The sequence below is a fragment of the Pseudomonas sp. Tri1 genome (genome assembly GCF_017968885.1).
GTDB lineage: Bacteria > Pseudomonadota > Gammaproteobacteria > Pseudomonadales > Pseudomonadaceae > Aquipseudomonas.
The window spans coordinates 5926370-5940441 of record NZ_CP072913.1 but is presented as its reverse complement, the minus strand read 5'-3'; the positions used below and the strand labels follow the sequence as shown (position 1 = coordinate 5940441).

Here is a 14072-nt window from a genome sequence, read left to right as displayed (position 1 = left end):
TCCCGATGAAACGAAGCAAGTACGTTCAGCTCTCGCTGGCCGCGTCGGTCGCCATGGCGATATCCGGCTGCGGGCCGACGGAAAAAACCTATAAGTTGCAGAAGAAGTACAACTTCCAGTCCGTGCAGCAATGTGTCGATGAGAAGTTGCCGGTGGACATTTGCGCCGACGCCTACATGACCGCCATGGCTGAGCATCGCCGCATTGCCCCTGTGTACGACAACCAGGCCGATTGCGACGCCGACTTTGTCGCCGATTGGTGCCAGCAGGACTCGGCCGGCAAGTTCATCCCCAAGCTCGGTGGTTTCGAGTTGAGCGCCGATGGTGAGGTCACGCAATCCCAGGTGGACGCCGCCAGGGCCCAATTGCCAGCCTCGGAAGCCAATACCGGTGGTGGTTCAGGCTTCAGCAACCTGCTGACCGGACTGCTGATCGGCAACATGCTGAGCGGCAACCGCAACAGCTATTACTCCGAGCCGGTTTACCGTTACCGCGATGATCGTGGCGACTACGGCTCCTCGACGCTCAGCCAGCGGGTTTCGAGCGGCTCGACTTTCACCAAGTCCAATCAGGCGCGGTACGGCAGCTACACCGATTCCATCAAGAGCAGCAAAGCGATGTCCGTCGCTTCCTCCACGTCTCGCGGTGGCTTCGGCAGCAAGTCCAGTGCCCGCAGCGGTTGGGGCGGTTCGAGCAGCTCCGGCGGTTGAGGAACCAGCGCCATGAAGAAGATCCATTGCGCCGAACGTCATGACTGGAAACAGACGGCCGAAAGTCTCGGCTTTCTGTTCCACACCATCGACAACGAACCCTATTGGGACGAGCGCGCGTACTACCAGTTCACGCTCAAGCAGATCGAAAACGATCTTGAAGACCCGACCACCGAGATCCATGACATGTGCATGGACCTCGTGGCTCGCGTGGTACAGAGCGAAGAGCTGCTGGAGCGCCTGAGCATTCCCGCGCCGTTCTTCGACCTGGTGCGCACTTCATGGCTCGAAGGCCATCCGCACCTGTATGGACGCATGGATTTCTCCTACAACGGCACGGGCCCGGCCAAGCTGCTGGAACTCAACTACGACACGCCGACCAGCCTCTATGAAGCCGCGGCGTTTCAGTGGGGTTGGCTGGAGCAATGCATCGAGCGCGGTTTGCTACCCAAGCATGCCGACCAGTTCAACAGCATCGATACCAAGCTGCACCAGGCCTTTGCCCAGTTGCAGCTCAAGGAACCGTTTTACTTCGCTTCGATGAAAGGCTCGGTGGAGGACAAAGGCACCACGGATTACTTGAGGCTGATCGCGGAGAAAGTCGGCATCGAATCGCGGCACATCGATATCGAGGACATTGGCCTCAACAGTGATGGGCGTTTCGTCGATCTGGAAGAACGCTGGATTCCGCATCTGTTCAAGCTGCATGCCTGGGAATTCATCTTCCACGAACCCTTCGGCGCCGCGATTGCCCAGTGTGATACGCAGTTTTTCGAGCCGGCCTGGAAGTCGATCATCTCCAACAAAGGCATCCTGCCGCTGCTGTGGGAATTCAACAAAGGCCACCCGAACCTGCTCGCGGCCCACTTGGATACCGACACGAGCAAAGCCGTGCCCAAGGGCTGGGTGCGCAAGCCGTTCTTTTCCCGGGAAGGCGCGAACATCGAGCTGCAAACCGCGGATGGCCTGATCGTCAAAGAAGACGGGCCCTACACCGACGCGCCGTTCATTCTCCAGGAATTCGCGCCGCTGCCGAAGTTCGACGACAGCTACACGCTGATCGGTTCCTGGGTCATCGGCGACCAGGCGGCGGGCATTGGCGTGCGTGAAGACAACAGCTTGATCACCAAGGATTCGAGCCGGTTCTTGCCGCATCTGATCCTTGACTGATTGCCTGCACACAGCTGTAGGTTAAGCACTGAACCCCTGTGGGAGCGAGCTTGCTCGCGATAGCGGTGGACCAGCCAACATCGATGTTGACTGGCCAGGCCCTATCGCGAGCAAGCTCGCTCCCACAGGTTTAGGTGTTTGCCACAGGCTTTCTCAGGTCCACCAGTACCGAACCAGGTGGAAGAAGATCGGCGCAGCGAAGCACACCGAGTCCAACCGGTCGAGCATGCCGCCGTGGCCTTCGATCATGTGCCCCCAGTCCTTCACACCGCGATCGCGCTTGATCGCCGACATGACGATGCCGCCGGCAAAACCGAGCAGGTTGATCAGCAAGGCGATGAGGAACGACTGCCACGGATTGAACGGCGTGATCCACCACAACGCGCCACCGATCAGCGAGGCCAGGAAAATGCCGCCGACAAAACCCTCCACGGTTTTTGAGGGTGACAGGTTCGGCGCGATCTTGTGTTTGCCGAACAACTTGCCGCAGACGTACTGCAGCACATCCGACAGCTGCACCACGATCACCAGGTAGGCGATCAGCAACAGGTTGCGCCCTTCAAAACCGGCAATGTCCAGCGTCAGCAAGGCCGGGACGAAGGAGATGCAGAACACCGCGATCATCAACCCCCACTGGACCTTGGAAGCGCGCTCCAAGAAGTGCGTGCTGTCGCCGCCCAGGGACGCCAGGATCGGCAGCAGCAGGAACACATACACCGGGATGAAGATCGAAAACAGGCCGTACCAGTCGTAGTAAATCAGCAGGTATTGCAGCGGCAGCGCCAGGTAGAACGCCGCCACCAACGCCGGATAGTCGCTGCGCCGGGTCGGTGTCAGGGTCAGGAACTCGCGCAGGGCGTAGAATGACACGGCGTAGAACAACAAGATCACTGCCGCGTTGCCGAGCCAGAACGCGATGCCGATCACCAGCACCATGATCCACCAGGCGTTGATCCGCGCATTGAGGTTGTCGATGACCGAGTTCGGCGCGCCTTTGGTGCGCAGCTTGAGAATGAAACCAATCAGCGAAGCCAGCAGCAGAATCGCGCCGATCCCGCCAAACAACATCAGGGTATATCGATCCATGTCAGACGTGCTCCGGGGCCAGTGCCAGCAGCGCGGCGCGGCTGCGTTCGAGAAATTGCTCTTTGCTTTCACCTTCTTCGACGCACAGCGGCGCGCCGAAACTGGTGGTGCACAACAGCGGCAGCGGCAATACCCGACCTTTGGGCATGACACGGTTGAGGTTGGCGATCCACACCGGGATCACTTCGACCTCGGGATGGGCCTTCATCAAGTGGTAGATCCCACTCTTGAACGGCAGCAAGCCTTCATCGGGGTTGCGCGTGCCTTCAGGGAAGATGATCAGCGAATCGCCGTTTTCCAGGGCTTCGAGCATCGGTTGCAGTGGGCTGTAGCCCGGATCCTTGCGCTCGCGGTCCACCAGCACGCCGTTGAACACCCGGTTGATGATGTAGCGCCGCACCGGGCTGGTTTGCCAGTAGTCGGCGCCCGCGACCGGCCGGGTCAGCTTGCGCAGCGCCGGCGGCAGCGAGGCCCAGAGCAACACGAAGTCGCCGTGGCTGCTGTGGTTGGCGAAGTAGATCCGTTGTACCTGCGTCGGCGCGCAGCCGAGCCACAGGCTACGAGCGCCGGTGACCATGCGGGCGGCGGAGGTGATGAGGTTGGCGACCACGGGTTCGAACATGAGGATTCCTTATCCTGAAAAGGCTAGCCAGGGACTGGCCAGGATGAAGCCCAGCGTCAAGACAACTTGTGCGGCCAGCAGCCGTGATTGCCGGCGCAGCAGCAACAACGCGCCATGCCGACGTTCGGTCCAGAGACGACCGGCACGGGCGGCCGGTTGCAGGCCCAGCGAGGTGAGGGCTTGATCCAATGTGTAGGTGCGTTCGGCCAGGGATTGGCTACTGTCGGCCATGCGCTGAAACAGATCGGCATCGAACGCCACGCGCAACGCCCAGTATTTTTCCAGCACGCCGAGGACGATCAGTACGGCGCTCAACAGCAGCAGCCAGGGATCGATAACGCCCACCAACCACTGCCCGAACCCGAGCAACACCGCCAGCAGCGTCAGCCCGGTGGACAGCTGATCCAGCGATTGACCGCGGCGCAACAGACTCGCCACGGTGTGCAGTTCCATATCAGTGATCATGGACATTCTCCCGGCTTGTGGATAACGGCTCCAACGCCCGACGGTGTGCCGCGTGCAGAACAATCTGCGGGCGAACTCGCTGGATTTGCACGATAGCCGCATCAACGCTCGCTGCCCGCCCGCTGTGTAACAACCAGGCGACCACGGCCGTGGCGCTGCGCGAATAACCCAAGGCGCAGCAGACCAGTACCGGCCCACGCTGGCGTAGGCTTTCGATAGCCTCCGCCGCTTTCAGGCATTGCTCGGTGGTCGGCGCCGTCAGGTCGAGCACTGGCAACGAGCGATAGGCAACCCCCGTGCTGTCGATGGACAGCTCGGCGCAAAGGTCGAGCACCCCGCGAAACTCGCTGTCCTTCAATTCCATCGGCGTGGGAATGCGTCCGAGCCAGACGCCATCCGCCACCTGATCCGGCTGCGGATGCTGACGCGTCCACCAACGGGAATTGATCCATGCCGCCGCCAGATAAGGCGCCAGCAACCAACGCGCCGCCGGGCTCAAGCGGCCATCGACACGCTTCTGGAAACCGTCGGCACCGAACGCCAGGTAATTCAGCGCCACCATGAGCACCGCCACCGCCGGCCAGATCAACCAGAGCCACACGCCGCCCAAGGCAAACGCCGGGATGAACAGCGCCGCCGCGGCCAAGCCATAACGCAGCGCCAATCGCCGGCGGGCAGGGTCTGTCGCCAGACGCGCGCTCAGCAGCGGACTCGGCCGATCCAACGGCCACAACCACACACACAACCACCCGGCCAACGCACCCGTGGGCAGGTCAATGAAGTGATGTTGATAAGTGGTCAGCACCGACACACCAATCAGCGCAAACCAACCGTGCATCAGCCAACGCCAGAACCCCTGCAGATGCCGCTGATAACAAACCCACAGCACCACCAGCAACGCAATGTGCAGCGACGGCGCCTGATTGAATGGCTTGTCGAACCCCGCCAGCACCTCGAACAACCAACCGAACACCCCGTCCATTTCTGGCCGGGGGAAGGTAAAGCGCAGCGGCCAGAGCAAAAAGCAACTGACCGCAATCGCCTGGGCCGTGAGCAGGCGCAAGGCGTGGCGCTTGAGTTCATCGCGGCTGGTGGGCAACAGCAGGGACAGACCGTACAGCAGATCGATCGACCAATACGGCACGATGGTCCAGGCCATGAACGGCATGTGGCTTTCCCAGGCGAACACCAGCGTGCCGACGTCGTCACGCTGGGAGGTCACCCAAGTGGCGAAGCCATAGGTGCTGAAAAACAGCGGCGCCAACAACAGCAGCCACAGCACTGCCGGTTTCAGCAGTGCGGGCTCGCGGGCCGGAGCGATGACGGCGCTCATTACTGCACTCGCTGGGCCAGCGAAACGCTGAAGATGCCCCATTCATCGACCCGCAGGGTGATCTTGCGAAAGCCCGCCGCCTCAACCAGTTGATCCATCTCCGCCTGGGTGCGCCGACGCATCACCCAGGCTTGCCCGGCGCGGTGGCTGGTGAGGGCGCGGGCGATCAGTTCCAGCTGCGGGTGCCACGGCTGGCCGGTGTAGACCAGGAAACCACCGGGCTCCACCGCTTCGGCCAAACCGGCGAGGGAGCCGCCGACCATCTGGTTATCGGCAAACAACTCGTACAAACCGGACACCACGGCGAGGGTCGGTTTTGGCTGCAGCGCCGCCAGGTCCTGGCGATCAAACGCGTCGCCTTTGACGAACCGGGCGATATCGCCCAAGCCTTTTTCCAGGATCAGCGCACTGCCGTCGCGCACGTTGATGTCGCTGTAGTCGCGCAGCAGGATCGACTCCGGCAACGGGCTGACGCCTTGCAGCGCTTCGAGAATGTAGCGGCCATGCCCGGCGGCGATGTCGACGATGCGCACCTCGCGGTCCTGCTCGCGCAACTTGCCCATGGCCAGGCGCAGCAGTTCTTCGACGTGCACTTTGCGCTGGCGAATACCGCGCCAGCCGATGGAGTTCAGGTAGTTCTGGTCAATCATCTTGCCCACGGCCGAAGTGCCGGTGGGGCGATTGCGGTAGACGTAATCCAGGGTGCTGCCGGAGTCGAACCCGGTGTCGAAGCCCAGCTTCACACCCGCGGACAATTTGCTGCCAAAGCGCATGCTGGCGCGGGTCATGCGCCAGTAAAGGTCGCGCAACGAGTTGTGCGGCAGCGGCGTCGCCAGGGTTTCGGCTTCGGCGCAGGTCACGCCCAGGCGATCGGCGTCCAGCAGGGACGGGCGCTCCAGTGGGCGGGCGAAGTTTTGCAGGATGAAGCGCCGGGCACTGGCAATGGCCGGCGCGCGGTTCTTCTCGCCGAGGGTGTCGTGGAAGAACCCCGGCAGGATGTGCTTCTCCTTGTGCAAACTGCCCAGGCGATCGAAGAACTGCTCCTGGGGTTTGCGATGCACGACAAAGTCCGAACCGGAGATCAACAACTGCGTTGGCACCTGGATCGCCTGGGCATCGGCCACCACGCGGTCGGCGGCTTCGTACAGGCCCAGCAGCACGTTCACCGAAATCGCCTTGGTGATCAGCGGATCGCTGTCGTAGGACGCCACCCGCTCCGGGTCATGGCTGAGGAACTTCGCCTTGACGTAACTGTTGACGAAAAAATTACCGCGAAACTTGCGCATCAGCGCCAGGCCCGGCCGCGCGAACGGCACGTAGAGCTTGACCTTGAACGCCGGCGACGCCAGCACCAGCGAACGGATGCGCGGCGCGTAATCGTGGACCCAGGTCGATGCGATCACCGCCCCGACGCTTTGCGCGACCACGGCGATGTTCGCCTCGTCGATCTGATGCGTCGCGCCGATGTGGTCGCAGAAGGTCTGCACATCCCGCGCACTGGTGGCAAAACTCGGGCTGTCGCCGCGCGCGCCCGGCGACTGGCCATGGCCCCGTGCGTCCCAGGCAAAAAAGTCGAACCCGGGCAGATTCAATTCATCCACCAGGTGCGCAATGCGCCCGGAATGTTCATGACCACGGTGAAACAACAACACGGCCTGGCGGGGTTCACCCGTAGACACATCGACAGCCGGCCAGTGCCGGTAGAACAACTCCACGCCATCGTGGGTGGTGAACGTCAGTTCCTGGGCTTCGCGCATTGCAAGTTCCTTTATGCTGAGGGAGCGTTTTCCTTCACTTGGCTCAGGCCATGACGGACCCGATTGACCAAGGTATAAACCAGCAGGGCGGCAACCACCGCCATCACACCATCAACCCACAGCGCCCCGAGCCAACCCAGGGCAATACCGGTCGCCAACACGCCCAACACAAAGGCGCGATCACTCTTGCCCATCGGCCCGTCATAGCGCCGCGAAGCCCCGACCATCGCCCCCAGCACGCCTGCGTATTCGCTGAACAACGCCAACAGCGTGACCAGCAACACGAGCAACAGACTGGCATCGGGAATCAGGGCAAAAGGCAGGATCAAGGCAGCGTCGGCGATGATATCGCATAGCTCATTGAGGTAGGCGCCCAGATGCGATTGCTGGCCAAACTCCCGCGCCAACATGCCATCCACCGCATTCAACGCCATGCGCAGGAACATCCAGATCGGCACCAGGACGAAGATCCACGGATGACTGGCGAACCACGCGATCACCGCGCCGACCAAGACTGAAACGATGCCTGCGAGCACCGTGACTTGGTTGGCGGTGACGCCGTTGTTGTAAAGGCGTTGAACCAGGGGGCGCAGCAGGTTCTGGAAGGCGGGTTTGAGTTGGTAGATGGAAGGCATCGGGGTGAGATCTCGGCCGGTTGCGGGGCTGGGCTTATACAGGTGCGAGATTACGATAGGTTGAGGGTTGGCTGGCGGGTATTTCTTGAGAATGAGTGCGGGTAGGCATCTAAAACGGGATTTACCGCTGGAAAACCATCCGCTTCTAATGTGGGAGCGAGCTTGCTCGCGATAGCTGTGTGTCAGTCTCCATTGGTATTGGCTGACATTCCGCTATCGCGAGCAAGCTCGCTCCCACAGGTTTTGTGTCTCAACTGATCGACATTGGCCGATGCCACGGAAGTGGTTGGTGGTGTGTCCATTCAGGATCAAACTACGAAAATCCTGCTCGCGATAGCGGCACACCAGAACAGGCCAGCAGCCTGCTGCCCCCCAACCCTCCCCAGGACAAATAAGGAGTGTTTCAAATGCCACAAATGGATTGGCTCGCTAACCACATGGATAAATGCGACCAGATGGCCGAGTGGCTCCATCGCGAATTCAGTTATGAATTTGCCCAGCAATCGCTCGCCAGCTGGCAGCAGGAGTTCGCCGCGGGGCAGCGTGATGGGCGCTGGAAGTGCCTGATCGCCATGGAGCAGGGCCAATTGCTCGGTGGTGCTTCACTGGCCAGTCACGACCTGCCGGACCGGCCAGAGCTGGGGCCGTGGCTGGCTTGCGTGCTCGTCGCCCCCAGTGCCCGACGCAGAGGGCTTGCGGCGCAGTTGATCGAAGGCATCTGCAGCCATGCGCGGGAGGTTGGAATCATCACCCTGTTCTTGCACACCCACAGCCAGCGTGATTATTACGCCAGGCTTGGTTGGGAAGTGCTGGAGCGGTTTGAGGCTTGGGGGAAAGAGCAGTGGCTTATGGCGCGGTGTTTATAGTTTGAGTGGTGTGTCAGTCAGCGTTAAGGGTGGCTGATATACCGCTATCGCGAGCAAGCTCGCTCCCACAGGTTCTCTGCCTGACGCAACCGTGTCGCTACTTCGTATTCAGCCATTAAAAAAAGCAGCCCTTTGGCACCGATAACATCGTTTCTCGGGCCGGCGGCTTTTCCCTATATTGGCCCCCAGATCCGGTGAATGGCTCAACGTTCACCCCTTGAGTGCGAGTAGTCCCAATGAACAATAAACCTGACAGCGCAGGGCTTGAAAATGCGGGTGCGGCAACCCGGGCGGTGTGGGGCGGGGAGCAAGTCAGGCATCCCTACAACGCCACGCAAACCCCGATCGTGGTCAGTGCCGCTTACGGTTACGACGACATCGACGTCTGGTACGACGTTGCGCTGGGCAAGGCGCCAGGCTTTATCTACAGCCGCATGAGCAACCCCACCGTCGAGACCCTCGAAGCCAAGATCTGCGAGTTGGAAATGGCCGAGTCCGCCGTGGCGTTCAGCAGCGGCATGGCGGCGATCAGCAGCGTGCTTTATACCTTCCTGGCCCATGGCGATCGTGTGGTGTCGACCAAGGACAGTTACGGCGGCACCAACAAGATTTTCGAAGAATTCCTGCCGCGCATGGGCGTGGACGTGACCTTGTGCGAGACGTTCGATCACGAAGAAATCGAGCGGGAAATCGCCAAGGGTTGCCAGTTGGTGTACCTGGAAACGCCGACCAACCCGACCCTGAAAATCCTCGACATCCCACGCTTGGTGGCAGCGGCCAAGCGCGTCGGCGCCGTGGTGGTGGCGGACAATACCTTCGCCACGCCGCTCAACCAGAACCCGCTGGCCTTGGGCGTGGACGTGGTGATCCACAGTGCGACCAAGTTCCTCAGCGGCCATGGCGATGTGCTCGGTGGCCTGGTCTGCGGCAGCGCCGCCTTGATGGCCAAGGTTCGGCACTATCGGGAAATCAACGGCGCGTCGCTCGACCCGTTCTCGGCCTACATGATCATCCGTGGCATGAAAACCCTGGTGCTGCGCATGCGTCAGCAGCAATCCAGTGCCCGGGCCCTGGCGGAGTTCCTCTGCACCGAGCCGTTGGTGGAGTCGGTGAATTATCCCGGCCTGCCCAGCCATCCGAACCACGCCGTGGCCTGCGCGCAGATGTCCGGCTTCGGCGCCATCGTCAGTTTTGTCCTGGTCGGTGGCATGGACACGGTCAAGGTGCTCCTGCCGCGCCTGCGATTCGCCCATTGCGCCGGCAATCTCGGCGCGGTGGAAACCATCTACGGCCCGGCCCGCACCACCAGCCATGTTGAAAACACCCTCGAGGAACGCCTGGCCCTGGGCATCTCCGAAGGGCTGGTGCGGGTCTCCGTGGGTATCGAAGACACCGACGATCTACTGGACGATCTGAAACAGGCATTCGCCTTCGTCAAAAAAACACTTAATCCGCAACGCAATGAAGTTTATATCGAGACAACTAACTGAAGTTTGAATGTTGCTACTCCACAACAAGGCTGTTAGTGGGGCGTTCATGAATAGGAATAATAATAAAACTTAGTGGTGACGCACTTTTACTCTGCCCAGTAACTTGTCGCGGACGTTAACGCGCACCCTAACAACTTTCATGAGAACAACCATGTCCATAAAAGAACAACACCTCGACACGCGTGCCGGTTTTAAACAGGAAATGCAGACGCGCCATATTGTCATGCTGGCATTAGGCGGCGTCATTGGTACCGGGCTGTTTCTCACGTCCGGGTACACGGTTAACCAGGCCGGGCCCATGGGCGCGGTGATCGCCTACATCATCGGCGCGCTCATGGTCTACATGGTGATGATGTGCTTGGGTGAACTGGCGGTGCAGATGCCGGAAACCGGTTCGTTCAGCACCTACGCCACGCGCTTTCTCGGCCCGGGCACCGGTTACACGGTGGCCTGGCTGTACTGGTTGACCTGGACCGTGGCAATCGGTTCTGAATTCACCGCCGCCGGTATCTTGATGACGCGTTGGTTTCCGGACACGCCCGTGTGGATCTGGAGTGCGTTGTTCGCCGGTTTGGTGTTCCTCACCAACGTGATCTCGGTGCGGTTGTTCGCCGAGACCGAGTTCTGGTTGTCGCTGGTCAAAGTGGTCACCGTGGTGGTGTTCCTGCTGATTGGCGGTGGCGCGATTCTCGGCCTGTTGAACATCGACCAGGCTCACAGCATCGGGTTGAGCAACTTCACTCGCGAAGGGCTGTTTCCCACCGGTTTCATGCCGATTGCGATGACGCTGCTGGCGGTCTCCTTTGCCTTCTCCGGCACGGAACTGATCGGCATCGCCGCCGGTGAAACCAAGGATCCGCAACGCAATGTGCCGCGCGCCATTCGCACCACCGTGCTGCGCCTGGCGATCTTCTTTGTCGGGACCATTTTTGTCCTGGCGACCTTGTTGCCCCGCGATCAGGCCGGTCTGGTTGAAAGCCCCTTCGTCACCGTCTTCACCTACATCGGCATTCCGTACTCAGCCGACATCATGAACTTCGTGATCATCAGCGCCTTGCTCTCGGCGGCCAACTCCGGTTTGTACGCCGCTTCGCGGATGCTCTGGACCCTCAGTGACCAAGGGCACCTGCCCAAGCAGTTCTCGGCCCTGACCCGCATGGGCACGCCGCTCAACGCGATCATCGTGAGCATGGCCGGCGGCGCCGCTTCGTTGCTCAGCAGCGTGTTTGCCGCCGATACCATTTACCTGGCGCTGGTGTCGATCTCCGGCCTGGCCGTGGTGGTGGTGTGGATGAGCATTGCCGCCAGCCAGATTGCCTTCCGCCGCCACTATGTCGCCAATGGCGGCGATGTGCGCCATCTCAAGTTCCGCGTCCGTGGTTATCCGTGGGTGCCGCTGGGGGCGCTGGTATGCTGCAGCCTGGCGTGTGTCGGGATCGCGTTCGACCCGGAACAGCGGGTGGCCCTGTACTTCGGCTTGCCCTTCATCGCCTGGTGCTATTTCGTGTATTTCATTACCCGCAAAAGCCGCGAGCAACGCTTGTCGGTTGCCCCCTTGGCACAGCCGTCCGATGCGTTCTAGCCAGCGCTGAGGCGTGGCCGGTGCGCTCGGTGGAAGGGGTGTCAGCGAGGTCCGATCATGAAGCAAAAGCCGTTACCCCCATTGAACTGGCTGCGGGCATTCGAGGTGTCTGCCCGTTGCCTGAACTTCACCCACGCGGCCGAAGAGTTGTGCTTGACCCAAGGCGCGGTCAGCCAGCAGATCCGCCAACTGGAAAGCCATCTGGGGGTGGCGCTGTTCAAGCGCTTGCCCCGTGGCCTGGGCTTGACCGAAGAAGGCCAGGCCTACCTGCCGGTGGTGCAGGATGCGATCACCCGGCTGGCAGTCGGCACCAACGAGATTTTCGGCCAGCACAAACGCCGACCGATCAAGGTGCGCGGCAGCCTGGCGTTTTTCGTGCACTGGCTGGCGCCCAAGTTGGTGAGTTTTCGCCAGGCCCATCCCCAGGTCGATATCCGCTACATCAGCAACATCTGGGTCAAGGAACTGGATGGTGAAGACGACATGGAAATCCGCTGGGGCCACGGTCAATGGCCAGGCCTGGTGTCGCAACGCCTGACCTGGGACACCTTGTTTCCGGTGTGCTCGCCAGCGCTGATGGCGCGTTCGCCACTGCAGGTGCCGGCGGACGTGGCCAAACATCCGCTGCTGCACGTGTTGGGTTACGAAGAAGGTTGGGGTTATTGGCTGAACATGGTCGGCGCGGACGGCGTTGATTCTTCGACGGGCATGCAGTTCGACACGCTGGTTTGCACCTTGCGCATGGCCGAACTGGGGCAGGGCATTGCCCTGGCTCGCTCGTCGATGGTGGCCGAGCTGCTTGAAGACGGGCGGCTGGTCGAGCCCTTCACCCAGCGCATCGAGGCCAGCGAATCGTTCTACCTGGTACGCAGTTCCGGGGCCGACCAGCACCCCGACGCGGTGATGTTTTCCACCTGGCTGGTCGAGCAGGCACATCGTTATAAATAATTGGCCGGAGCCAACCATGCGCTATGTGAGTACCCGGAATGCGGCGGTACAGGTCGATTTCGAAAAGGTCGTGTTGTCGGGCATCGCTGAAGACGGCGGGCTGTTCGTCCCGCTTGAGCTGCCGCAGTTCGAACCCCAGGACATCGCCAACTGGTCGACCCTGGCCTATGACGAACTGGCCTATCGAGTGATGCGTCCGTTCGTGGGTGAGGCGATTCCCGAGGCTGACTTCAAGCGCGTGCTCAAGGAGGCTGGCAGCCAGTTCAGCCATCGCTCCCTGGCACCTTTGCATCAGGTGGATCGCAACGAATGGGTCCTGGAGTTGTTCCATGGCCCGACCCGTTCCTCGAAAGATTTTGCCGCGCAGTTGCAGGCACGGCTGGTGCAATACTTCCTGCGCAAACGCCAGCGCCGCGCCGTGGTGATCGGCGCCACCAACGGCGACACCGGGTTGGCCGCCATCGAAGCCTTCAAGCACTGCGATGAAACCGACGTGGTGGTGATTTACCCGGAGGCTGGTGTGCCGCAAGAACAACGCCAGCACCTGCAAGCGGCGGCCCATCCGCGGGTTCATCAGTTCGCCGTCAATGGCAGCTTCGACGAGTGCCAGACCCTCGTCACCCGCTTGTTCCGGCAGTGGCCGTGCACCGGCCGCGAGGCGATCAGTTTCAACTCCAGCAACTGGGTCAGCGTCATGGCGCAGTTGGTGTTTTACTTCCACGCCGTGCTGCAACTGGGCGGCGGTCAGCGCCCGATTGGTTTCAGCGTGCCAGCGGCGAGTTTTGCCGAGGTCTACGCCGGCTACATCGCGCAGAAAATGGGCCTGCCGATCACGCAGATGATCGTCGCGACCAACCGGAATGACGCGCTGCATCAGCTGTTCCTGAAGAACCATTACTCCCGCTTGCGCGCGAACAAGACTTTGTCGCCGGCCATGGACCTGTCGATCTTTTCCAACCTGGAGCGGTTTCTCTGGGAGCTCTACGGCCACGACGACCAGGCGGTGAGCGCGCTGATGACAACCTTCGAAACCACTGGCGAGATGACCATCGCCAACGAGTTCTGGCTACAGGCGCGGATGATCATCGACTCCTATGCGGTTACGGATGAACAGACGCTGGAGGAAATCACCTCGCTGTATCGCGACACCGGCTACGTCATCGATCCGCACACCGCCACGGGCGTGCTCGCGGCGCGCTTGTACCGCCGCAGCCTGGTGGCGCCGATGGTGACCTTGGGCGAGATTTCACCGGCCAAATCGGCGGTGCTGCTCGGCGAGTTGGGGATCGACATTGCGCCGCAACCGCGTCCCATGTCCGAGCATGGCCCGGCGCGGATCCAGCGCATCCAGCCCGACGATCTCGGTGCCCTCCAACAACTGCTCGCTGCTCTCTAACAGGAGGCCCCC

At 61.2% G+C, this 14072-nt stretch carries 13 protein-coding genes; 7 read left to right on the top strand and 6 right to left on the bottom strand.

Annotated elements, in window-relative coordinates; all coding sequences use genetic code 11:
• Positions 1-5: 5 nt before the first annotated feature.
• Together J9870_RS25860 and J9870_RS25855 are read left to right on the top strand one after the other, a co-directional pair.
• On the top strand, positions 6-710 hold the full coding sequence (locus tag J9870_RS25860) for a DUF1190 domain-containing protein (protein ID WP_210641286.1): 705 nt from the start codon (positions 6-8) through the stop codon (positions 708-710).
• Between the two features lie 12 nt (positions 711-722).
• The gene (locus tag J9870_RS25855; protein WP_210641284.1) at positions 723-1880 is read left to right on the top strand and encodes a glutathionylspermidine synthase family protein; all 1158 of its coding nucleotides are present in this window, start codon (positions 723-725) and stop codon (positions 1878-1880) included.
• A 153-nt stretch (positions 1881-2033) separates the two neighbouring features.
• Here J9870_RS25855 and J9870_RS25850 read toward each other — a convergent pair whose 3' ends face one another.
• From J9870_RS25850 to J9870_RS25825, 6 genes are read right to left on the bottom strand one after another with little or no spacing between them, the layout of a single operon-like run.
• Positions 2034-2966 carry a phosphatidate cytidylyltransferase gene (locus J9870_RS25850; RefSeq protein WP_210641282.1) on the bottom strand — a complete coding sequence of 311 codons (933 nt, stop codon included), beginning with the start codon at positions 2964-2966 and terminating at the stop codon, positions 2034-2036.
• A gap of 1 nt (position 2967) precedes the next feature.
• Positions 2968-3588 (bottom strand): lysophospholipid acyltransferase family protein, encoded by a 621-nt coding sequence (locus J9870_RS25845; RefSeq protein WP_210641280.1) that lies wholly within the window; start codon positions 3586-3588, stop codon positions 2968-2970.
• A gap of 9 nt (positions 3589-3597) precedes the next feature.
• Positions 3598-4053 carry a hypothetical protein gene (locus J9870_RS25840; protein WP_210641278.1) on the bottom strand — a complete coding sequence of 152 codons (456 nt, stop codon included), beginning with the start codon at positions 4051-4053 and terminating at the stop codon, positions 3598-3600.
• Positions 4043-5386, bottom strand: coding sequence for a phosphatase PAP2/dual specificity phosphatase family protein (locus J9870_RS25835; RefSeq protein WP_210641276.1), 1344 nt, complete (start codon positions 5384-5386; stop codon positions 4043-4045). Before J9870_RS25835 ends, J9870_RS25840 begins: the two co-directional genes overlap by 11 nt.
• Entirely contained in the window at positions 5386-7143 is a 1758-nt protein-coding gene (locus J9870_RS25830; RefSeq protein WP_210641274.1) for a bifunctional alpha/beta hydrolase/class I SAM-dependent methyltransferase, read from the bottom strand. The genes J9870_RS25835 and J9870_RS25830 overlap by 1 nt, the downstream gene beginning before the upstream one ends.
• Positions 7144-7154: 11 nt before the next feature.
• Positions 7155-7778 (bottom strand): CDP-alcohol phosphatidyltransferase family protein, encoded by a 624-nt coding sequence (locus J9870_RS25825; RefSeq protein WP_210641272.1) that lies wholly within the window; start codon positions 7776-7778, stop codon positions 7155-7157.
• Between the two features lie 407 nt (positions 7779-8185).
• Here J9870_RS25825 and J9870_RS25820 point away from each other — a divergent pair, with 407 nt between their 5' ends.
• The 5 genes from J9870_RS25820 to thrC all read left to right on the top strand — a co-directional run bounded on the left by J9870_RS25820 (position 8186) and on the right by thrC (position 14060).
• Positions 8186-8644 carry a GNAT family N-acetyltransferase gene (locus J9870_RS25820; protein ID WP_210641270.1) on the top strand — a complete coding sequence of 153 codons (459 nt, stop codon included), beginning with the start codon at positions 8186-8188 and terminating at the stop codon, positions 8642-8644.
• 236 nt (positions 8645-8880) lie between these two features.
• Positions 8881-10134, top strand: a complete 1254-nt coding sequence (locus J9870_RS25815; protein ID WP_210641268.1) for a cystathionine gamma-synthase family protein — start codon at positions 8881-8883, stop codon at positions 10132-10134.
• A gap of 151 nt (positions 10135-10285) precedes the next feature.
• On the top strand, positions 10286-11716 hold the full coding sequence (locus tag J9870_RS25810; protein ID WP_210641266.1) for an amino acid permease: 1431 nt from the start codon (positions 10286-10288) through the stop codon (positions 11714-11716).
• A 57-nt stretch (positions 11717-11773) separates the two neighbouring features.
• Positions 11774-12664 carry a LysR substrate-binding domain-containing protein gene (locus J9870_RS25805; protein ID WP_210641264.1) on the top strand — a complete coding sequence of 297 codons (891 nt, stop codon included), beginning with the start codon at positions 11774-11776 and terminating at the stop codon, positions 12662-12664.
• 16 nt (positions 12665-12680) lie between these two features.
• Positions 12681-14060 carry a threonine synthase gene (gene thrC, locus J9870_RS25800; RefSeq protein WP_210641262.1) on the top strand — a complete coding sequence of 460 codons (1380 nt, stop codon included), beginning with the start codon at positions 12681-12683 and terminating at the stop codon, positions 14058-14060.
• Positions 14061-14072: the final 12 nt, after the last annotated feature.